This is a genomic window from Streptomyces sp. NPDC107575, from assembly GCF_055657265.1.
This window is the reverse complement of sequence record NZ_JBVKBG010000003.1, coordinates 369,512-390,170: the sequence shown is the minus strand read 5'-3', so window position 1 is coordinate 390,170 and position 20,659 is coordinate 369,512. Positions and strand designations below refer to the sequence as shown.

Here is a 20,659-nt window from a genome sequence, read left to right as displayed (position 1 = left end):
GTTGTGATCGCCCTCTCCCTCGCCGAGATCGCCTCAGCCGTCGGCGGGCAGACGTACGACATACCGGACCCGCAGGTCCGGGTGACCGGGCCGGTCGTCATCGACTCGCGCAAGGTCGAGCCCGGAAGCCTGTTCGCCGCCTTCGTGGGCGAGCGGGTCGACGGCCACGACTACGCGCGCGAGGTCGTCGACAAGGGAGCCGTCGCCGTGCTGGCCTCGCGCCCGGTCGGCGTGCCCGCCGTCGTCGTCGACGACGTCCAGGCCGCGCTCGGCGCGCTGGCCCGCCACGTGGTCGCCCGGCTCGGCGCCGCACTGGTCGCCCTCACCGGCTCCGCCGGCAAGACCAGCACCAAGGACCTGATCGCCCAGGTGCTGCGCCGCAAGGCCGACACGGTGTTCACGCCCGGCTCGTTCAACAACGAGATCGGCCTGCCGCTGACCGCGCTCACCGCCACCGACGAGACGCAGTTCCTCGTCCTGGAGATGGGCGCCCGCGGCATCGGCCACATCAAGTACCTGACCGGCCTCACGCCCCCGAAGGTCGGCGTCGTCCTGAACGTCGGGACCGCGCACATCGGCGAGTTCGGCGGCCGCGAGCAGATCGCGGAGGCGAAGGGCGAGCTGGTCGAGTCGCTGCCCGCGGACGGCACCGCGATCCTCAACGCGGACGACCCGCTGGTGCGGGCCATGGCCTCGCGCACGAAGGCGAAGGTGCTCTTCTTCGGAGAGGCCGACAATGCCGACGTACGCGCAGAGAACGTCCGGCTCACGGAGACCGGACAGCCGGCCTTCAGCCTGCACACACCCTCCGGGTGCAGCGAAGTGACCTTGCGCCTGTACGGTGAGCACCACGTGTCGAACGCGCTCGCCGCGGCCGCCGTCGCCCATGACCTTGGCATGTCCGTGGAGGAGATCGCCCTCGCGCTCTCCGAGGCGGGCAACCTGTCCCGCTGGCGGATGGAGGTCACCGAGCGCTCGGACGGCGTCACGATCGTCAACGACGCCTACAACGCGAACCCCGAGTCCATGCGCGCGGCTCTCCGCGCCCTGGTGGCCATGGGCAAGGGACGTCGCACGTGGGCGGTGCTCGGGCAGATGGCCGAGCTGGGCGACGAGGCGCTGACCGAGCACGACGCCGTCGGACGGCTCGCCGTCCGGCTCAACGTCAGCAAGCTCGTTGCAGTCGGGGGCAGGGAAGCGTCCTGGATGCAACTGGGCGCCTATAACGAGGGTTCGTGGGGTGAGGAGTCGGTGCACGTGTCCGACGCACAGGCGGCGATCGACCTGCTGCGCAGCGAGCTGCGCCCGGGAGACGTCGTGCTCGTGAAGGCATCCAGGTCGGTGGGCCTGGAGAGCGTGGCACAGGCGCTGCTCTCCGACGTGCAGGGTGGGGTTGATGCCTGATGATGAAGCAGATCCTGTTCGCGGGCGTCATCGGTCTCTTCCTGACGCTCGCCGGAACGCCGCTGCTGATCAAGCTCCTTGCGCGCAAGGGCTACGGCCAGTTCATCCGTGACGACGGCCCGCGCGAGCACCACAGCAAGCGCGGCACGCCGACCATGGGTGGTATCGCCTTCATCCTGGCGACCCTCATCGCGTACTTCCTCAGCAAGCTGATCACCGGCGCCGCGCCGACCCTGTCGGGTCTGCTCGTGCTCGGCCTGATGGCGGGCATGGGGCTCGTCGGCTTCCTCGACGACTACATCAAGATCGTCAAGCGGCGCTCGCTGGGCCTGAGAGCCAAGGCCAAAATGGCCGGACAGCTGATCGTCGGTATCGCCTTCGCGGTGATCTCACTGCAGTTCGCGGACGTCAGAGGCAATACCCCCGCCTCCACCAAGCTCTCCTTCGTGGAGGACTTCGGCTGGTCGATCGGCCCGGTCCTGTTCGTGGTCTGGGCGCTGTTCATGATCCTCGCGATGTCGAACGGCGTGAACCTGACGGACGGCCTCGACGGCCTCGCCACCGGCGCCTCCGTGATGGTCTTCGGCGCGTACACCTTCATCGGTGTCTGGCAGTTCCAGGAGTCCTGCGCCAACGCGCAGACCCTCACCAACCCAGGGGCGTGTTTCGAGGTCAGAGACCCGCTCGACCTGGCGGTGGTCGCATCGGCCCTGATGGGCGCCTGTTTCGGCTTCCTGTGGTGGAACACCTCGCCCGCCAAGATCTTCATGGGTGACACGGGCTCGCTGGCCCTCGGCGGCGCCCTCGCGGGCCTCGCGATCTGCTCGCGCACGGAGCTTCTCCTCGCGCTCCTGGGCGGCCTGTTCGTCCTCATCACGATGTCCGTCGTCATCCAGGTCGGCTCGTTCCGGATGACCGGAAAGCGCGTCTTCCGGATGGCGCCACTGCAGCACCACTTCGAACTCAAGGGGTGGTCCGAAGTCCTTGTCGTGGTCCGCTTCTGGATCATCCAGGGCATGTGCGTGATCGTCGGACTCGGCCTCTTCTACGCGGGATGGGCAGCCAAGAAGTGACCTCCTGGCAGGGCATGAACATCACCGTCGCCGGTCTCGGCGTGAGCGGCATCAGCGCCGCCCGCGCCCTGGCCGGCTTCGGCGCGTCGGTGACCGTCGTGGACGGCGGCGACAGCGAGGCACACCGTGAAAAGGCGGCCCTTCTTAAAGAAGAGGGGATTTCCGTCCAGCTCGGTGACTCGACCACGCTGCCCGAGGGCACCGAACTCGTCGTCACCTCTCCCGGCTGGAAGCCCTCCTCACCGCTGTTCGCCGAGGCCGCGGCCGCGGGCGTGGACGTCGTCGGCGACGTCGAGATCGCCTGGCGCCTGCGCGGCCCGAACGCGGCCCCCTGGCTCGCGATCACCGGCACCAACGGCAAGACCACGACGACGCAGATGCTCGCGTCGATCCTGGAGGCCGCGGGCCTGCGCACGGCCGCCGTCGGCAACATCGGTACGCCGATCATCGACGTCGTCCTCCAGGGCGACGAGGCCTACGACGTGTTCGCCGTCGAGCTCTCCTCGTACCAGCTGCACTGGGCGCCCTCGCTGCGTGCCCACTCCGGCGCCGTCCTGAACCTCGCGCCCGACCACCTCGACTGGCACGGCTCCATGGAGGCGTACGCCGCCGACAAGGGCCGCATCTACGAGGGCAACCAGGTCGCCTGCGTCTACAACGTCGCCGACAAGGCGACCGAGGACCTGGTCGTCGAGGCCGACGTCGAGGAGGGCTGCCGCGCCATCGGCTTCACCCTCGGCACTCCCGGCCCCTCCGAACTCGGCGTCGTGGACGGCATCCTGGTCGACCGCGCCTTCGTGGAGAACCGGCAGAAGAACGCCCAGGAGCTCGCCGAGGTCACCGACGTCAACCCGCCGGCCCCGCACAACATCGCCAACGCCCTCGCCGCGGCGGCCCTCGCCCGCGCCTACGGCGTCGAGCCCCAGGCCGTCCGCGACGGCCTGCGGAACTTCCGCCCCGACGCCCACCGCATCGAGCACGTCGCGGACGTGGCCGGTGTCGCGTACGTGGACGATTCCAAGGCGACCAACACCCATGCCACCCAGGCGTCGTTGGCCTCCTACGAGTCCATCGTGTGGATCGCCGGCGGGCTAGCCAAGGGCGCCACCTTCGACGAGCTGGTGACGGGCGCGGCGAAGCGGCTGCGCGGCGTCGTCCTGATCGGCGCGGACCGCGCCCTGATCCGGGAAGCCCTGCAGCGACACGCCCCGGAAGTACCGGTCGTCGACCTCGACCGGACCGACACTGGGGCGATGTCGGCGGCGGTCCAGGAGGCCGCGCGGCTCGCCCGCGAAGGGGACACCGTGCTGATGGCCCCGGCCTGCGCGTCGATGGACATGTTCACCAACTACAACAAGCGTGGCGAGGCGTTCGCGGAAGCGGTCCGCGAACTGGGCGCCACCAGCGTCTGACGGGGCTCGAGAGGGCGCCCGGTGACGCCGGGCACCCTTCGGGAGGGGAACGTGGCAGCGCAGACGTACGGCTCATCGGTGGGGGACGGTCATGGCCGGTAGCAGTCCTCCCCGCACGACCGGGCGCCCCCTCGCGCCGCCGCGGAAGACCAGCAAGGTCTACCGGGCCCGGGTCAACCCGGTAAGCCGCCTGTACTCCCAGGCCAAGCGCGCCTGGGACCGGCCGCTCACCGCGTACTACCTGATCATCGGGGCCGCGCTGCTGCTCACGGTGCTCGGCCTGGTCATGGTCTACTCGGCCTCGATGATCACGGCCCTGCAGATGGGCCTGTCCGGCTCGTACTTCTTCAAGAAGCAGTTCGTCGCGGCCGTCCTCGGCGGCGTCCTGCTGCTGATCGCGATGCGGATGCCGGTGAAGCTGCACCGGGCGCTCGCCTATCCGATCCTTGCCGTCAGCGTCTTCCTGATGGTCCTCGTGCAGGTGCCGGGGATAGGAGTGTCGATCAACGGCAACCAGAACTGGATCTCGCTCGGCGGCCCCTTCATGCTGCAGCCCAGCGAATTCGGGAAGCTGGCGTTGATCCTCTGGGGCGCCGACCTGCTGGCGCGCAAGCACGACAAGCGGCTGCTCACGCAGTGGAAGCACATGCTGGTGCCGCTCGTTCCGGTGGCGTTCATGCTGCTCGGGCTGATCATGCTCGGCGGCGACATGGGCACCGCGATCCTGCTGACCGCCATCCTGTTCGGCCTGCTGTGGACGGCCGGGGCGCCGACGCGGCTCTTCGTGGGCGTGCTCTCGGTGGCCGCCGTGATCGGCCTGCTGCTGATCAAGACCAGCCCGAACCGGATGGCGCGCCTGGCCTGCCTGGGCAGCGCCGACGCGGGACCCGGCGACATGTGCTGGCAGGGACTGCACGGGATCTACGCCCTGGCCTCCGGCGGACTCTTCGGTTCCGGCCTCGGAGCGAGTGTGGAAAAATGGGGACAACTTCCCGAAGCGCACACCGACTTCATCTTTGCCATCACCGGTGAGGAACTGGGCCTGGCGGGGACGCTGTCGGTGCTCGCCCTGTTCGCGGCTCTAGGCTATGCGGGTATCCGCGTGGCCGGACGCACGGAGGACCCCTTCGTCCGCTATGCCGCGGGAGGCGTGACGACGTGGATCACGGCACAGGCCGTGGTCAACATCGGTGCGGTGCTCGGCCTGCTGCCGATCGCCGGAGTCCCGCTCCCGCTGTTCTCGTACGGGGGGTCCGCGCTGCTTCCGACCATGTTCGCCGTGGGTCTCCTGATCGCGTTCGCGCGGGACGAGCCGGCGGCGCGGGCGGCCCTCGCCATGCGGCGGAGCCCGGGAGTCCGGGGGATGAGATGGAACACGATGCGACGGCGTGCCGCGGCGCGCCCGTCCAGAGAGCGGTGAATTTCGGTGCATGTCGTACTCGCCGGTGGGGGGACCGCCGGCCACATCGAGCCGGCGCTCGCCCTCGCGGACGCCCTGCGCAGGCAGGACCCGACCGTGGGCATCACGGCCCTGGGCACGGAACGCGGCCTTGAGACCCGTCTCGTACCGGAGCGCGGTTACGAACTGGGCCTGATCCCCGCCGTCCCACTGCCGCGCAAGCCCACGCCCGAGCTGATCACCGTCCCCGGCCGGCTGCGCGGCACCATCAAGGCGGCCGAGCAGATCCTGGAGCGTACGAAGGCGGACGCGGTCGTCGGCTTCGGCGGCTATGTCGCCCTGCCCGGCTACCTCGCGGCCAAGCGGCTCGGAGTGCCGATCGTGGTGCACGAGGCCAACGCGCGGCCCGGCCTGGCGAACAAGATCGGTTCGCGGTACGCGGCGCAGGTCGCGGTCTCCACGCCCGACAGCAAGCTGCGCGGCTCCCGCTACATCGGCATCCCGCTGCGCCGCACCATCGCCACGCTCGACCGGGCCCGGGTGCGGCCCGAGGCGCGCGCCGCGTTCGGCCTCGACCCGAACCTGCCGACGCTGCTCGTCTCCGGCGGCTCCCAGGGCGCCCGGCACCTCAACGAGGTCGTCACCCGCGTCGCGCCGCTCCTGCAGCGCTCCGGCATCCAGGTGCTGCACGTGGTCGGCCCCAAGAACGAACTGCCGCAGGTCCAGCAGATGCCGGGGATGCCCCCGTACATCCCGGTACCGTACGTGGACCGGATGGACCTCGCGTACGCCGCGGCCGACATGATGCTCTGCCGCGCGGGCGCGATGACCGTCGCCGAACTCTCCGCCGTCGGGCTCCCGGCCGCCTACGTCCCGCTGCCCATCGGCAACGGCGAACAGCGGCTCAACGCCCAGCCGGTGGTCAAGGCCGGCGGCGGACTGCTGGTCGACGACGCGGAGCTGACCCCCGAGTGGGTGCAGGCCAATGTCCTGCCCGTGCTCGCCGACCCGCACAAGCTGTACGAGATGTCCCGCGCGGCCGCCGAGTTCGGCCGCAGGGACGCCGACGACCTGCTCGTCGGGATGGTGTACGAGGCGATCAACTCGCGTCGCTAGTGAGCAGACGAAGGTAAGGCAGGGAACAGTGGCCGGACCCACCACGACGGATCGCGAACAAGAGTCGTCCGAGGCGTCCGAGCCGCCCCCCGCCGCGCGATGGGTGCGCATGCCGAGCGTGCGCACCCTCGTCGTGTCCGGAGTGCTGCTCGTCCTGCTCGGCGCGGGCGGCACCTGGCTGCTGTACGGCTCGCCGTGGCTGCGCGTGGAGCGCGTCAAGCCCTCCGGCACCCGGGTCCTGACGCCGTCTCAGGTCCGGGACGCGGCCGCCGTGCCGGTCGGCGCCCCGCTGATCTCCGTCGACACCGACGCGATCGAGAACCGGCTGCGCCGGAAATTGCCCCGAATTGACTCGGTTGATGTGGTCCGTTCATGGCCGCACGGAATCGGGCTGAAAGTGACGGAACGCAAGCCGGTCCTGATTGTCGAAGACGGCAGAAATTCAGACAAGTTCGTCGAAGTCGACCGGGAAGGCGTTCGTTTCGCGACCGTCGACAAGCCGCTGAAGCATGTTCCCCTCCTCGAATTGACGCCGGATCAGGGCGGCGCCGAGGCCAGCCTGCGGCGCTTCGGCCCCGACCGGCTCGTACGCGAGGCGGTGCGGGTCGCCGGACAGCTCCCGAAGCAGGTCGCGCGGGACACGCGGGCGGTCAAGGTCCGTTCGTACGACGCCATCTCGCTGGAGCTGACCGGGGGGCGGACCGTCGCCTGGGGGAGTGCCGAGCGTGGCGACACGAAAGCACGCACTCTTACCGCTCTCATGAAAGCCGCCCCGAAGGCCAGGCACTTGGACGTGAGTGTTCCCACGGCCCCTGCCGCGTCCGGGAGTTGACGCACATCGATGCAGGCCAGCACCCTGGTTGGGCATCGACACGGCTGATCACATAGGGTGAAAAGAAAAACGGGAGGTTCGGCGTGTTCGTTGAACGGGCGCCACTTGTCGACTTAGTGTCAGGTTCGGAAGAGTCCAGGAAACAGACACACTGGTAACCCTAAACTTCAGCGTTAGGGTTCGGGTCGGCAGTCGACTAGTAGTCAACTAGTAGTCCGGACCGCCCCAATTCGGCATCAGTCGTCGCACCGTTGAACGCGAGGCGGCGACACGTAACTCGAGGCGAGAGGCCTTCGACGTGGCAGCACCGCAGAACTACCTCGCAGTCATCAAAGTCATCGGTGTCGGCGGCGGTGGTGTCAATGCCATCAACCGGATGATCGAGGTCGGTCTCAAGGGCGTCGAGTTCATCGCCATCAACACCGATGCGCAAGCCCTGTTGATGAGCGACGCGGACGTCAAGCTCGACGTCGGCCGTGAACTCACCCGCGGACTCGGCGCCGGAGCCAATCCGGGCGTCGGCCGCAAGGCGGCCGAGGACCACCGCGAGGAGATCGAGGAGGTCCTCAAGGGGGCCGACATGGTCTTCGTCACCGCCGGTGAAGGTGGCGGCACCGGCACCGGCGGCGCACCCGTCGTGGCCAACATCGCGCGCTCTCTCGGCGCCCTCACGATCGGTGTGGTCACCCGGCCGTTCACCTTCGAGGGCCGGCGCCGGGCGAACCAGGCGGAGGACGGCATCGCCGAGCTCCGCGAAGAGGTCGACACCCTCATCGTCATTCCGAACGACCGGCTCCTGTCCATCTCGGACCGGCAGGTCTCCGTCCTCGACGCCTTCAAGTCGGCGGACCAGGTCCTGCTCTCCGGTGTCCAGGGCATCACCGACCTCATCACGACCCCGGGTCTCATCAACCTCGACTTCGCGGACGTGAAGTCCGTGATGTCCGAGGCGGGTTCCGCCCTCATGGGCATCGGCTCGGCCCGCGGCGACGACCGCGCGGTGGCCGCGGCCGAGATGGCGATCTCCTCGCCGCTCCTCGAGGCGTCCATCGACGGCGCCCGCGGCGTGCTGCTCTCCATCTCCGGTGGCTCCGACCTCGGTCTCTTCGAGATCAACGAGGCGGCGCAGCTGGTCAGCGAGGCGGCCCACCCCGAGGCGAACATCATCTTCGGCGCCGTCATCGACGACGCGCTCGGCGACGAGGTGCGGGTCACCGTCATCGCCGCCGGCTTCGACGGCGGGCAGCCGCCGAACAAGCGGGAGAACGTGGTCGGTTCGCAGACCGCCAAGCGCGAGGAACCGGCGACGCCGGCGCGGCCCTCGACGCCGGCCCCCGAGCCCGCGCGTCCGAGCTTCGGCAACCTCGGCAGCGTCACCCAGCGCGAGGAGTCCCAGCCGCAGACGCCGACCCCGGCCCCGCCGGCCGAGGCGCCCGCTCCGGTGAACGAGGCGCCGGTGGCCCCGCCCGCCCCGCCGCAGGTTCCCCGGCCGTCCTACCCGGACAGCCAGGCCGAGGAGCTCGACGTGCCGGACTTCCTCAAGTAACCACGCGACAGTGATAGGACAACATCACACTGTGTCTGCTACGAGTGGCGCCCACTTCGCCTTCACCGACCGGTGGGGCGGGGTGAGCGCCGCTCCGTATGAGGAGCTGAACCTCGGAGGCGCGGTCGGCGACGACCCCGAGGCCGTCCTGCGCAACCGGGAGCTGGCCGCGCGGGCACTCGGCCTCGACGCGTCCCGCGTGGTGTGGATGAACCAGGTGCACGGGCCCGACGTGGCGGTGGTGGACGGGCCCTGGCCCACCGAGGGCGACATTCCGAGCGTCGACGCCCTCGTCACCTCGCGGCGCGGACTCGCGCTCGCCGTGCTCACCGCCGACTGCACCCCCGTTCTCCTCGCTGACCCCGTCGCCGGGGTCGTCGCCGCCGCGCACGCGGGACGTCCCGGCATGGTCGCCGGAGTCGTGCCCGCCGCGGTGCGGGCGATGGTGGAGCGGGGCGCGGAGCCGGACCGGATCATCGCCCGTACGGGGCCCGCGGTCTGCGGGCGCTGCTACGAGGTGCCGGCCGAGATGCGGGCCGAGGTCGCGGCGGTGGAACCGGCGGCGTACGCCGAGACCAGCTGGGGCACTCCGGCCGTCGATGTGACCGCCGGTGTGCACGCTCAGCTGGAGCGGCTCGGGGTGCGTGACCGGGAGCGGTCGCCGGTGTGCACACTTGAGTCGCACGATCACTTCTCGTACCGCCGCGACAAGGCCACCGGCCGACTCGCCGGCTATGTCTGGCTGGACTGAGACGACATGACGAACCTTCAGGAACGTACGGCAGAGCTCGCCGCGAACCTGGCCACGGTGGAGGAACGTATCACCGCGGCCTGCGCGGCGGCCGGGCGCAAGCGGGACGACGTGACCCTGATCGTGGTCACGAAGACCTACCCGGCGAGCGATGTGCGGATCCTGTCCGGCCTCGGCGTGCGGCACGTGGCGGAGAACCGGGACCAGGACGCGGCACCCAAGGCCGCGGAATGCTCGGATCTACCGCTTACTTGGCACTTTGTCGGTCAGCTTCAGACCAACAAGGTCCGTTCTGTGGCGAGTTACGCCGATCTGGTGCAGTCCATCGATCGGGGCAAGCTCGTCACGGCGCTCTCCAAGGAGGCCGTGCGGGCCGAGCGCGAACTGGGTTGCCTGATCCAGGTCGCGCTCGACGCCGATGCGGACGGCCGGGGGGAGCGCGGGGGCGTCGGTCCCGGCGGGGTGGAGGAGTTGGCCGCTCGCGTGGCCGAGGCTCCGGGGCTGCGGCTCGACGGACTGATGACCGTCGCGCCGCTCACCGGGGACTACGCGGGGCGGCAACAGGCGGCGTTCGAGCGGCTCATGGATTTGTCGACTGCCGTGCGCGCGGCCCATCCGGCTGCGAACATGGTCTCGGCAGGGATGAGTTCGGATCTCGAGCAGGCCGTGGCGGCCGGAGCGACACATGTGCGCGTCGGTACCGCGGTCCTCGGTGTCCGACCCCGGCTCGGGTAACGTCGCGAAGAAGTCGGACCACAGCAGAAAATATGGTCATTCTCGCTGATGGGCGGGGAGGCCACGTGGATCGCGGGCACTTTGGTTGACGTCAGCCGATCCACCACAGAGCGGAGGACTCAGAGAATGGCCGGCGCGATGCGCAAGATGGCGGTCTACCTCGGCCTCGTGGAGGACGATGGGTACGACGGCCGGGGATTCGACCCCGATGACGACTTCGAGCCCGAACTCGACCCGGAGCCCGAGCGTGACCGTCGACGGCACGAGCCGTCGCATCAGTCACACAGCTCCCATGCCGCCACGGATGTGGAGGAATCGGTCAGAGTAGTGCAGCCCCCGGCGCAGCGTGAACCGGTGCGCCAACCTGCTTCGCTTGCCGCTGAATCCGGACGTCCGGCACGAATCGCCCCCGTGGCATCCATCACACCTGAACGTCAGAGCCTGGAGAAGAACGCACCGGTGATCATGCCCAAGGTCGTGTCCGAGCGGGAGCCCTACCGCATCACCACTTTGCACCCCCGGACCTACAACGAGGCCCGTACCATCGGGGAACACTTCCGTGAGGGCACTCCGGTGATCATGAATCTGACGGAGATGGACGACACCGACGCGAAGCGACTTGTCGACTTTGCCGCCGGTCTTGTGTTCGGTCTTCACGGAAGCATCGAGCGGGTGACACAGAAGGTGTTCCTGTTGTCGCCTGCTAACGTCGATGTCACGGCGGAGGACAAGGCCCGTATCGCAGAGGGCGGGTTCTTCAACCAGAGCTGAGACGCAGCAAAGTTCGACGGCTAGCAACCAACTAGTCACGAGGCACGAGACACAGGGGAGAGGGAACCGCCGACATGGGCGTGTTTTTTGATGTGGTCTACATCGCGCTGATGTGTTTCCTCATCGTGCTGATCTTCCGGCTGGTCATGGACTACGTCTTCCAGTTCGCCCGCTCGTGGCAACCCGGCAAGGCGATGGTGGTGGTCCTGGAGGCCACCTACACTGTCACTGATCCACCGCTCAAGCTTCTGCGGCGGTTCATTCCGCCGCTGCGTCTCGGGGGCGTGGCGCTCGACCTGTCCTTCTTCGTACTGATGATCATCGTCTACATCCTGATCTCCGTCGTGAGCCGGCTGTGAGCACGATGTCAACTACGGTCTTGCCGAATGCCGACGACAACGTTGAGGTGAAGAGATGCCGTTGACCCCCGAGGACGTGCGGAACAAGCAGTTCACGACCGTCCGCCTCCGAGAAGGCTATGACGAGGACGAGGTCGATGCCTTCCTCGATGAGGTCGAAGCCGAACTGACTCGTCTTCTTCGAGAGAACGAGGACCTGCGCGCGAAACTTGCCGCAGCCACCCGTGCCGCTGCCCAGAACCAGCAGCAGGGCGGCATGCGCAAGGGACCCGGTGGGCCCGGCGGCCCTGGTGGGCCCGGCGGTCCCGGTGGACCCGAGGGTCCGCAGGACCAGCAGCAGGGTCCCCCGCAGGGCATGCGAGGCCCGGGCGCCCCGGTGCCCGCGGGTATATCGGGCCCGCCGCAGCAGCAGATGGGCGGCCCCATGGGTGGCCCGCCCCAGCTGCCGAGCGGTGCCCCGCAGCTGCCGGCCGGTCCTGGTGGACACGGTCCGCAGGGTGGCCCGCAGGGTCCCGGCCCGATGGGCCAGGGTCCGATGGGCCAGCAGCCGCAGCTGGGCGGCCCGATGGGCGGTCCCATGGGCGGCCACGGCGGCCCGCAGCTGCCGCAGCCCGGTCAGGGCCCCGGCGGCGACAGCGCCGCCCGTGTCCTCTCGCTGGCCCAGCAGACCGCCGACCAGGCGATCGCCGAGGCCCGCTCCGAGGCGAACAAGATCGTCGGCGAGGCGCGCAGCCGTGCCGAGGGTCTCGAGCGTGACGCCCGTGCCAAGGCCGATGCCCTGGAGCGGGACGCGCAGGAGAAGCACCGCGTCGCGATGGGCTCCCTGGAGTCCGCCCGCGCCACGCTGGAGCGCAAGGTCGAGGACCTGCGCGGCTTCGAGCGCGAGTACCGCACGCGTCTGAAGTCGTATCTGGAGTCGCAGCTGCGCCAGCTGGAGACCCAGGCCGACGACTCGCTGGCCCCGCCGCGTACGCCGGCGACCGCGAGCCTGCCGCCGTCCCCGGCGCCTTCCATGGCTCCGGCCGGTGCGGGTGCGCCGTCCTACGGTGGCAACCAGTCGATGGGTGGCAACCAGCAGAGCGGCGGTCCGTCGTACGGCGGCGGTCAGCAGCAGATGTCGCCCGCGATGACGCAGCCGATGGCTCCGGTGCGGCCGCAGGGTCCGTCGCCGATGGGGCAGGCTCCGTCGCCGATGCGTGGGTTCCTCATCGACGAGGACGACAACTGAGTCGCGCGGGTGCGTAACGCCTGGTAGTAGCTGGGCGTCGGCATTCATTCAGGCCTCGGCCCGGATCGTTTCTGCGATCCGGGCCGAGGTCTTTTTGTGGTCCGGTGGGGGTGGGTGGTCAGGTGTGCGCAGGGGGTACGAAACGCCGAAGGGGCGGTTGGCCAGAAAAACGTTTCTGGCCAACCGCCCCTTCGGGCGTGGAACGTCGCGGTCGTCCGTCCGCCGGCCGCGGGGCTCTGCCCCGGACCCCGCGCCTCAATCGCCGGCGGGGCTTGATTTGCCCAGCCGGGCTTGATGTGCCGGGGCGGGCTCGGTATTTCAAGCCCGCCCCGGCGATTGAGGGCAAGGGGGGTCCGGGGGCGGAGCCCCCGGGGCGCAACCCCGTGCGGCTAGGCCTTGCGGAGGGCGAAGGAGAGGCTCAGGCCCTCGTCGGTGAAGGCGGAGCCGTAGGTGGCGTCCGGTTCGGACTGGGCGAAGTCCGTCGCCAGGACCTCGTCGGAGATCAGGTCGGCGTGCTCCGAGAGGGCCGAGATCACCGCCGGGTCCGTGGAGGTCCAGCGCAGGGCGATCCGGTCCGCGACGTCCAGGCCGCTGTTCTTGCGGGCCTCCTGGATCAGGCGGATCGCGTCACGGGCCAGGCCCGCCTGCCGCAGCTCCTCCGTGAGCTCCAGGTCGAGGGCGACCGTCGCGCCGGAGTCGGACGCGACCGACCAGCCCTCGCGCGGGGTCTCCGTGATGATGACCTCATCGGGCGCGAGGTCGATCTTCTCGCCGTCGACCTCCACCGAGGCGGTGCCCTCGCGCAGGGCCAGGGAGAGCGCCGCGGCGTCCGCGTTCGCGACCGCCTTCGCCACGTCCTGGACGCGCTTGCCGAACCGCTTGCCGAGCGCCCGGAAGTTCGCCTTGGCGGTGGTGTCCACGAGGCTGCCGCCGACCTCCGACAGGGAGGCGAGCGACGAGACGTTCAGCTCCTCCGTGATCTGGGCCCGGAGCTCGGGGGAGAGGTCCGCGAAGCCCGTCGCCGCGACGAGGGCGCGGGAGAGCGGCTGGCGGGTCTTGACGCCCGACTCCGCGCGCGTGGCGCGGCCGAGCTCGACGAGCCGGCGGACCAGCGCCATCTGCGTGGACAGGGTCGGGTCGATCGCCGACGTGTCGGCCTCAGGCCACGACGACAGGTGGACCGACTCCGGGGCGCCCGGGGTGACCGGCACGACCAGGTCCTGCCACACACGCTCCGCGATGAACGGCGTGAGCGGCGCCATCAGCTGAGTGATCGTCACCACCACGTCGTGCAGGGTGCGCAGCGCGGCCTTGTCGCCCTGCCAGAAGCGGCGGCGCGAGCGACGCACGTACCAGTTGGAGAGGTCGTCGACGAACGCCGAGAGCAGCTTGCCGGCACGCTGCGTGTCGTAGGCCTCCAGGGCCTTCGTGACCTCGTCCGTGAGGAGGTGCAGCTCGGACAGCAGCCAGCGGTCGAGCACGGTGCGCTCGGCCGGGGCCGGGTCCGCCTCGCTGGGCGCCCACTCGGACGTACGGGCGTACAGGGCCTGGAAGGCGACCGTGTTCCAGTACGTGAGGAGCGTCTTGCGGACGACCTCCTGGATCGTGCCGTGGCCGACGCGGCGGGCCGCCCAGGGGGAGCCGCCGGCCGCCATGAACCAGCGCACCGCGTCCGCGCCGTGCCGGTCCATGAGGGGGATCGGGTCCAGCGTGTTGCCCAGGTGCTTGGACATCTTGCGGCCGTCCTCGGCGAGGATGTGGCCGAGGCAGACCACGTTCTCGTAGGACGACTTGTCGAAGACCAGCGTGCCGACCGCCATCAGCGTGTAGAACCAGCCGCGGGTCTGGTCGATGGCCTCGGAGATGAACTGCGCCGGGTACCGGCTCTCGAAGAGCTCCTTGTTCTTGTACGGGTAGCCCCACTGCGCGAACGGCATCGAGCCCGAGTCGTACCAGGCGTCGATGACCTCCGGCACGCGCACCGCTTCGAGGGAGCAGCCCTCGTGGGTGCAGGTGAACGTGACGTCGTCGATGTACGGGCGGTGCGGGTCCAGGGACGACTGGTCCGTGCCGGTCAGCTCGCCCAGCTCCGCGCGCGAGCCGACGCAGGTGAGGTGGTTCTCCTCACAGCGCCAGATCGGCAGCGGGGTGCCCCAGTAGCGGTTGCGGGACAGCGCCCAGTCGATGTTGTTGTTCAGCCAGTCGCCGAAGCGGCCGTGCTTGACCGTGTCCGGGAACCAGTTGGTCTTCTCGTTCTCCTGGAGGAGACGGTCCTTGATGGCCGTGGTGCGGATGTACCAGGACGGCTGCGCGTAGTAGAGCAGCGCCGTGTGGCAGCGCCAGCAGTGCGGGTAGCTGTGCTCGTACGGGATGTGCTTGAAGAGCAGACCGCGGTTCTGGAGGTCCTCGGTCAGCTGTTCGTCGGCCTTCTTGAAGAAGACGCCGCCGACCATCGGGACCTCGGGGCCGAACGTGCCGTCGGGCAGCACCGGGTTCACGACCGGCAGTCCGTACGCGCGGCAGACCTTGAGGTCGTCCTCACCGAAGGCGGGGGACTGGTGGACCAGACCCGTACCGTCCTCGGTCGTCACGTAGTCGGCGTTGACGACGTAGTGCGCCTCGGCCGGGAACTCCACCAGCTCGAACGGACGTTGGTACTTCCAGCGCTCCATCTCCGCGCCGGTGAAGGACTCGCCGGTCGTCTCCCAGCCCTCGCCGAGCGCCTTCTCGACGAGCGGCTCGGCGACGACGAGCTTCTCCTCGCCGTTCGTGGCGACGACGTACGTCACGTCGGGGTGCGCGGCGACCGCCGTGTTGGACACCAGGGTCCAGGGGGTCGTCGTCCAGATCAGCAGCGAGGCCTGGCCCGCCAGCGGACCGGAGGTGAGCGGGAAACGGACATAGACGGAGGGGTCGACGACCGTCTCGTAGCCCTGCGCCAGCTCGTGGTCGGAGAGGCCGGTGCCGCAGCGCGGGCACCAGGGGGCGACGCGGTGGTCCTGGACCAGCAGGCCCTTGTTGAAGATCTCCTTCAGCGACCACCAGACCGAGTCCACGTACTCCGGGTTCATCGTCCGGTACGCGTCGTCGAGGTCCACCCAGTAACCCATGCGGGTCGTCAGGTCGGAGAAGGCGTCGGTGTGCCGGGTCACGGACTCGCGGCACTTGGCGTTGAACTCGGCGATGCCGTACGCCTCGATGTCCTTCTTGCCGCTGAAGCCGAGCTCCTTCTCGACCGCCAGCTCCACCGGGAGGCCGTGGCAGTCCCAGCCCGCCTTGCGGGCCACGTGGAAGCCGCGCATCGTGCGGAAGCGGGGGAACACGTCCTTGAAGACGCGGGCCTCGATGTGGTGGGCGCCCGGCATGCCGTTGGCCGTGGGCGGGCCCTCGTAGAACACCCACTCGGGGCGCCCCTCGGACTGCTCCAGGGTCTTGGCGAAGATCTTCTGCTCGTCCCAGAAGTCGAGCACCGCGTGCTCGAGGGCGGGCAGGTCGACCTGGGCGGGCACCTGGCGGTACTGCGTCATCAGTCTTCCTCCGGCGGATCTGCCTTCTTCCGTCGGAGGGACGAGAGGCTGCTGCGCCGTGTGCGGCGCGCTCCCGCGGTACCACCCTCCTTGGCCCGCCGGGGCGTGGTGCGCTCCGGTGAGCCCCCTCATTGGGGTCGCGATGCCGGGTCTACTGGCCGCGGGCTGTGCGCTGCGGCGTTCTTCCGGCGGCTCCGGGGTGATCTTCGCGTCGCGCTCGCCACCGGGCTTCCACCGTCCCCGGTTCGCTCTTGGCTGCGTACGCCGCTACTCGGCCCCATCCACGCTTTTCGCTCCGCCCAGTGTACGGCGCCCGGGATGGGGCGGCCGACCGGTTTTGCGAGGGGCGGGGGACGGGGTCGGGAGCGGGTGGGGTCAGGCGTGCTGCGGGATCTCGTCCTTGAGGCCGGAGCGGACCATCTCCCGCAGTTCGGGGCCGTCGGCGTGACCGTGCACGGAGGCGGCGTGCTCGGAGGCCGCGCGTACGACCTCTTCCTCCTCGCCGGAGATGGTGAGCGTGCAGTTCATCTCGCTGGGCATGTCCCGGCAATCGGCTACTTTGCGCATGATGATGCACCTTCTGTCCTTTTGGTCAATTCTATGTCCGGGAAAGGGCGGCGGAGCGGTTCGATGGGGCGGCACCGGTCCGTGGGCGGCCGGGTCGGGGGAGTGACCCGAATGGCGACACGGCGCGCGTCGGCGGGCGCGGTACGGGGAGCGGCGGATTACCGGGCGGGGAGCTGGGCACAACGCTTGCAAGTTGCTCCGCGGTGGGTGTTCGTCCCGTTGCCGTGGGCCCTGAGTCGATTTATCGTCCCAGCACGATTCGCGAGCAAGATCACAAATTGTGAAGGGGCCGCGACCATGGTGGCGAAGAAGACCGCCGATCAGCAGTCGGAGTCCGGGAGAACCACGGGCGCGGCAGCCTCCGGCGGTTCCGGGAAGGGTGCGGCCGGAGCGAAGGCGTCCGCGACGCCGGAGCCGAAGGAGACGCCCACCGGCAAGAAGAAGACGGCCGCCGCGTCGCACACGACGACGGCCCGCAAGCAGACGAGTGCGAAGGCGACGGCTACGAAGGCGGCGTCGGAGAAGGCCGGGTCTGGGAAGGCCGCGTCGGAGAAGGCCGGGTCTGGGAAGGCCGCGCCAGAGAAGGCGACGTCCAGGAAGGCGGCGGCGGAGAAGGTGACGGCCACGGAGGCCGCGCCGGAGACGGGCGCGGCCAGGGAGGCTGCACCGGACAAGGCCGCGGCTACGAAGGCGGCCCCGGAGGAAGCCACGGCTAAGAAGGCGGCGGCGGAGAAGGTGACGGCCACGGAGGCCGCGCCGGACAAGGCCGCGGCTACGAAGGCGGCCCCGGAGGAAGGCACGGCTAAGAAGGCGGCGTCGGCGAAGAGCGCGGCCAAGAAGTCGACCGCAGCCAAGTCGGCTACGACCAAGTCGACCGCAGCCAAGTCGGCCGCAGGCAAGGCGGCCGCAGGCGAGGCGGCCGCGGGTGAGGTGGTCGACGGGAAGGCCGTCGGCGGTGCCGAAGAAGGTGCCGCCTCGGACGTTGTCGGGAGCGCGGGTGCCAAGAAGACCGCGGCCAGGAAGAAGACCTCGGCCGCGAAGGCGGAGGGCAAGGAGACGGGGCAGAAGGGGGACGGCGTCGGCCGGGCGGGCGGGCGCAAGGGCGCGAAGAAGACGGTCGCCTCCGCGGCCGAGGACGCGGCCGAGGCCGCGAAGACGACGGGAGCCACGACAGTGGTTGCGAAGAAGACTCAGGGCACGGCCACGGCGACCAAGAAGCCGGGCGCGGTTCCCAAGGCGCGCGGCACCGCCGAACCCGGTGAGCTGGCCGTCCGTCCGGGCGAGGATCCCTGGACCCCGGAGGAGGCCGAGGAGGCGCGCGCCGAGCTGCAGACCGAGGTGCTGCGGCTCGGGAGCGAGATCGCCTCCGCCGAGGAGGGCCTCGCGGGACTGATGCGCGACTCCGGCGACGGGGCGGGCGACGACGACGCGGACACCGGCACCAAGAACATCACCCGCGAGCACGAGATGGCCCTCGCGGCCAACGCGCGGGAGATGCTGCTGCAGACCGAGCGGGCCCTGGAGCGGCTCGACGCGGGCACGTACGGGCTCTGCGAGAACTGCGGGAACCCGATCGGGAAGGCCCGCATGCAGGCGTTCCCGCGCGCCACCCTGTGCGTCGAGTGCAAGCAGAAGCAGGAGCGCCGGTACTGAGCGATCGCCGCGCCCGCACAGGGGCACCGGCCCATGGGGGCGCGGCCCCGCGTGCCGTACTCTCGTCCTCAGTCAGGTACTAGGTTGAGGGACTCACGTGGCAGAGGCGGAGCGCATCATCGGTACGCCGGATTCCCCGGACACGGGGGCAACCGAGCCGGAGCAGGCCGACAAGCCGGTTCCGGAGCAGGCCGAGGAGCAGGTCCAGGACCGGCCCAGGGGCAGGCGGCGGATCGCCGCGCTGTTCGTCGTGGCCGCGCTCGCGTACGTCCTGGACCTGGGCAGCAAGCTGATCGTGGTGGCGAAGCTCGAGCACCGCGACGCCATCCACATCATCGGTGACTGGCTGCAGCTCGAGGTGATCAGGAACCCGGGCGCCGCCTGGGGCATCGGCGAGGCCTTCACGATCATCTTCACCCTGATCGCGGCCGCCGTGATCGTCGTGATCGCGCGGCTCGCCCGCAAGCTCTACAGCACGCCCTGGGCGATCGCCCTCGGCCTGCTGCTCGGCGGCGCGCTCGGCAACCTCACGGACCGGATCTTCCGGGCGCCGGGCGTCTTCGAGGGCGCCGTGGTGGACTTCATCGCGCCGAAGCACTACCCGGTGTTCAACCTCGCCGACTCGGCGATCGTGTGCGGCGGCATCCTGATCGTGCTGCTGTCCTTCCGCGGCATCGACCCGGACGGGACCGTCCACAAGGACTGAGGCACAAGGGCCGGGCGCGGGGAGTGAGCCCCAGGTCACGGGGCTCAGGTGCGGGAGTGTCGGTGGGCTCCTGCATACTCGACGGGTGAGCACGATTCCCGAGGTCCGCACCCTGCCCGTACCCGACGGCCTGGAGGGCGAGCGCGTAGACGCCGCCATCTCGCGCATGTTCGGCTTCTCCCGCACCAAGGCCGCCGAGCTCGCCGCCGCCGGAAAGGTCGCGGTCGACGGCTCGGTCGTGGGCAAGTCCGAGCGGGTGCACGGCGGCGCCTGGATGGAAGTGGAGATGCCGCAGGCGCCCGCTCCCGTGCAGATCGTCGCCGAGCCCGTCGAGGGCATGGAGATCGTGCACGACGACGACGACATCGTCGTGATCATGAAGCCGGTGGGCGTCGCCGCCCACCCCAGCCCCGGCTGGACCGGGACCACCGTGATCGGCGGCCTCGCCGCCGCCGGGTACCGGATCTCCACCTCCGGCGCCGCCGAGCGCCAGGGCATCGTGCACCGGCTCGACGTGGGCACGTCGGGCCTGATGGTCGTCGCCAAGTCGGAGCGGGCGTACACGTCGCTGAAGCGCCAGTTCAAGGAGCGCGTCCCGGACAAGCGGTACAACGCGCTGGTGCAGGGCCACCCCGACCCCATGAGCGGCACCATCGACGCCCCGATCGGCCGCCATCCGAACCACGACTACAAGTGGGCCGTGACCGCCGACGGCAAGCCGTCCGTCACGCACTACGACCTCATCGAGGCCTTCCGTGCCGCCTCGCTCCTCGACATCAAGCTGGAGACCGGGCGCACCCACCAGATCCGCGTCCACATGTCCGCGCACCGGCACCCCTGCGTGGGCGACCTGACGTACGGCGCGGACCCCACGATCGCGAAGCGGCTCGGCCTCACGCGGCAGTGGCTGCACGCGGTGCGGCTCGGCTTCGAGCACCCGGCGGACGGCCAGTGGGTCGAGTTCGAGAGCGCGTACCCGGAGGACCTGCAGACGGCGCTGGACCGGGTCAGGGCGGAAAGCGCATGAGCGTCCCCGTCACCGCGTACATAACCCGCGTCGCCGAGAGCGAGGCGGACCGGCAGGCCTGTTTCGCCGTGCGCAAGGAAGTCTTCGTCGCAGAGCAGGGCGTGCCCGAGGACCTCGAGTACGACGCGTACGACGCCGGGGCCGTGCACGTCCTGGCCGTCCGGACGGACGGGGAGCCGCTCGGCACCGGCCGGCTCCTGACCGGCGAGGCGGCAGCCGTGAAGAACGGCGGGGCGGCGGACGTCGGCGCCCTCGGGCGGCTCGCCGTCACGAAGGCGGCGCGCGGTCTCGGGGTCGGCGCCGCGCTGGTGCAGGCCGTCGAGGACGCCGCCCGCGGGCGCGGGCTCGCCGCCGTGGACCTGCACGCGCAGACGCACGCGCTGGGGTTCTACGAGCGCCTGGGGTACGTCGCGTACGGGCCCGAGTTCCTCGACGCCGGCATCGACCACCGCGCGATGCGGAAGACGCTGAGCTAGGGCCTTCCCGACGCCCAGGCGTCGCGGCCCCGGGTCCCAAAAGACCGGTTTGATCTGAAGCGCGTGGCACTCTTGAG

The 20,659-nt window shown here is 70.0% G+C and carries 18 protein-coding genes; 16 read left to right on the top strand and 2 right to left on the bottom strand.

What is annotated here, in order from left to right; all coding sequences use genetic code 11:
* Positions 1–3 precede the first annotated feature (3 nt).
* The 12 genes from ACZ7L4_RS15010 to ACZ7L4_RS14955 all read left to right on the top strand — a co-directional run bounded on the left by ACZ7L4_RS15010 (position 4) and on the right by ACZ7L4_RS14955 (position 12,626).
* Positions 4–1,404, top strand: a complete 1,401-nt coding sequence (locus ACZ7L4_RS15010; RefSeq protein WP_472102595.1) for a UDP-N-acetylmuramoyl-tripeptide--D-alanyl-D-alanine ligase — start codon at positions 4–6, stop codon at positions 1,402–1,404.
* Entirely contained in the window at positions 1,404–2,477 is a 1,074-nt protein-coding gene (gene mraY / locus ACZ7L4_RS15005; protein ID WP_385769881.1) for a phospho-N-acetylmuramoyl-pentapeptide-transferase, read from the top strand. The genes ACZ7L4_RS15010 and mraY overlap by 1 nt, the downstream gene beginning before the upstream one ends.
* The gene (gene murD, locus ACZ7L4_RS15000; RefSeq protein WP_472102593.1) at positions 2,459–3,889 is read left to right on the top strand and encodes a UDP-N-acetylmuramoyl-L-alanine--D-glutamate ligase; all 1,431 of its coding nucleotides are present in this window, start codon (positions 2,459–2,461) and stop codon (positions 3,887–3,889) included. The genes mraY and murD overlap by 19 nt, the downstream gene beginning before the upstream one ends.
* Before the next feature lie 91 nt (positions 3,890–3,980).
* Positions 3,981–5,309, top strand: coding sequence for a putative lipid II flippase FtsW (ftsW, locus tag ACZ7L4_RS14995; protein ID WP_472102591.1), 1,329 nt, complete (start codon positions 3,981–3,983; stop codon positions 5,307–5,309).
* A gap of 6 nt (positions 5,310–5,315) precedes the next feature.
* On the top strand, positions 5,316–6,404 hold the full coding sequence (gene murG / locus ACZ7L4_RS14990) for an undecaprenyldiphospho-muramoylpentapeptide beta-N-acetylglucosaminyltransferase (protein ID WP_385769874.1): 1,089 nt from the start codon (positions 5,316–5,318) through the stop codon (positions 6,402–6,404).
* A gap of 28 nt (positions 6,405–6,432) precedes the next feature.
* Positions 6,433–7,236, top strand: a complete 804-nt coding sequence (locus ACZ7L4_RS14985; protein WP_472102589.1) for a cell division protein FtsQ/DivIB — start codon at positions 6,433–6,435, stop codon at positions 7,234–7,236.
* A 298-nt stretch (positions 7,237–7,534) separates the two neighbouring features.
* Positions 7,535–8,782 carry a cell division protein FtsZ gene (gene ftsZ / locus ACZ7L4_RS14980; protein WP_385769870.1) on the top strand — a complete coding sequence of 416 codons (1,248 nt, stop codon included), beginning with the start codon at positions 7,535–7,537 and terminating at the stop codon, positions 8,780–8,782.
* Between the two features lie 10 nt (positions 8,783–8,792).
* The gene (gene pgeF, locus ACZ7L4_RS14975) at positions 8,793–9,533 is read left to right on the top strand and encodes a peptidoglycan editing factor PgeF (RefSeq protein ID WP_472102587.1); all 741 of its coding nucleotides are present in this window, start codon (positions 8,793–8,795) and stop codon (positions 9,531–9,533) included.
* Between the two features lie 6 nt (positions 9,534–9,539).
* Positions 9,540–10,268, top strand: a complete 729-nt coding sequence (locus ACZ7L4_RS14970) for a YggS family pyridoxal phosphate-dependent enzyme (protein ID WP_472102585.1) — start codon at positions 9,540–9,542, stop codon at positions 10,266–10,268.
* A gap of 126 nt (positions 10,269–10,394) precedes the next feature.
* Positions 10,395–11,039: a cell division protein SepF gene (locus ACZ7L4_RS14965; RefSeq protein WP_385769864.1), complete on the top strand. Its 645-nt coding sequence runs from the start codon at positions 10,395–10,397 to the stop codon at positions 11,037–11,039.
* Positions 11,040–11,113: 74 nt separating this feature from the next.
* A complete protein-coding gene (locus ACZ7L4_RS14960; RefSeq protein ID WP_385769862.1) occupies positions 11,114–11,398 on the top strand; it encodes a YggT family protein in 285 nt (94 codons plus the stop codon).
* 55 nt (positions 11,399–11,453) lie between these two features.
* Positions 11,454–12,626: a DivIVA domain-containing protein gene (locus ACZ7L4_RS14955; RefSeq protein ID WP_399234692.1), complete on the top strand. Its 1,173-nt coding sequence runs from the start codon at positions 11,454–11,456 to the stop codon at positions 12,624–12,626.
* A 389-nt stretch (positions 12,627–13,015) separates the two neighbouring features.
* Here ACZ7L4_RS14955 and ileS read toward each other — a convergent pair whose 3' ends face one another.
* Positions 13,016–16,153, bottom strand: coding sequence for an isoleucine--tRNA ligase (gene ileS, locus ACZ7L4_RS14950; protein ID WP_472102583.1), 3,138 nt, complete (start codon positions 16,151–16,153; stop codon positions 13,016–13,018).
* Between the two features lie 375 nt (positions 16,154–16,528).
* Positions 16,529–16,720 carry a DUF1059 domain-containing protein gene (locus ACZ7L4_RS14945; RefSeq protein ID WP_385768844.1) on the bottom strand — a complete coding sequence of 64 codons (192 nt, stop codon included), beginning with the start codon at positions 16,718–16,720 and terminating at the stop codon, positions 16,529–16,531.
* 297 nt (positions 16,721–17,017) lie between these two features.
* Here ACZ7L4_RS14945 and ACZ7L4_RS14940 point away from each other — a divergent pair, with 297 nt between their 5' ends.
* The 4 genes from ACZ7L4_RS14940 to ACZ7L4_RS14925 all read left to right on the top strand — a co-directional run bounded on the left by ACZ7L4_RS14940 (position 17,018) and on the right by ACZ7L4_RS14925 (position 20,582).
* Positions 17,018–18,373, top strand: a complete 1,356-nt coding sequence (locus ACZ7L4_RS14940) for a TraR/DksA family transcriptional regulator (protein WP_472102581.1) — start codon at positions 17,018–17,020, stop codon at positions 18,371–18,373.
* Between the two features lie 97 nt (positions 18,374–18,470).
* Positions 18,471–19,079, top strand: coding sequence for a signal peptidase II (gene lspA / locus ACZ7L4_RS14935; protein WP_472102579.1), 609 nt, complete (start codon positions 18,471–18,473; stop codon positions 19,077–19,079).
* Positions 19,080–19,164: 85 nt separating this feature from the next.
* Entirely contained in the window at positions 19,165–20,106 is a 942-nt protein-coding gene (locus tag ACZ7L4_RS14930; RefSeq protein WP_472102577.1) for an RluA family pseudouridine synthase, read from the top strand.
* Entirely contained in the window at positions 20,103–20,582 is a 480-nt protein-coding gene (locus ACZ7L4_RS14925) for a GNAT family N-acetyltransferase (RefSeq protein ID WP_472102575.1), read from the top strand. Before ACZ7L4_RS14930 ends, ACZ7L4_RS14925 begins: the two co-directional genes overlap by 4 nt.
* Positions 20,583–20,659 lie beyond the last annotated feature (77 nt).

Excerpts from the sequence above, each read along its gene's own strand:
- mraY (WP_385769881.1), top strand. The coding sequence starts at position 1,404 with ATGATGAAGCAGATCCTGTTCGCGGGCGTCATCGGTCTCTTCCTGACG.
- murD (WP_472102593.1), top strand. The coding sequence starts at position 2,459 with ATGGGCAGCCAAGAAGTGACCTCCTGGCAGGGCATGAACATCACCGTC.
- ftsW (WP_472102591.1), top strand. The coding sequence starts at position 3,981 with ATGGCCGGTAGCAGTCCTCCCCGCACGACCGGGCGCCCCCTCGCGCCG.
- ACZ7L4_RS14970 (WP_472102585.1), top strand. The coding sequence starts at position 9,540 with ATGACGAACCTTCAGGAACGTACGGCAGAGCTCGCCGCGAACCTGGCC.
- ACZ7L4_RS14965 (WP_385769864.1), top strand. The coding sequence starts at position 10,395 with ATGGCCGGCGCGATGCGCAAGATGGCGGTCTACCTCGGCCTCGTGGAG.
- ACZ7L4_RS14960 (WP_385769862.1), top strand. The coding sequence starts at position 11,114 with ATGGGCGTGTTTTTTGATGTGGTCTACATCGCGCTGATGTGTTTCCTC.
- ACZ7L4_RS14955 (WP_399234692.1), top strand. The coding sequence starts at position 11,454 with ATGCCGTTGACCCCCGAGGACGTGCGGAACAAGCAGTTCACGACCGTC.
- ileS (WP_472102583.1), bottom strand. The coding sequence starts at position 16,153 with ATGACGCAGTACCGCCAGGTGCCCGCCCAGGTCGACCTGCCCGCCCTC.
- ACZ7L4_RS14945 (WP_385768844.1), bottom strand. The coding sequence starts at position 16,720 with ATGCGCAAAGTAGCCGATTGCCGGGACATGCCCAGCGAGATGAACTGC.
- ACZ7L4_RS14940 (WP_472102581.1), top strand. The coding sequence starts at position 17,018 with ATGGTGGCGAAGAAGACCGCCGATCAGCAGTCGGAGTCCGGGAGAACC.
- ACZ7L4_RS14925 (WP_472102575.1), top strand. The coding sequence starts at position 20,103 with ATGAGCGTCCCCGTCACCGCGTACATAACCCGCGTCGCCGAGAGCGAG.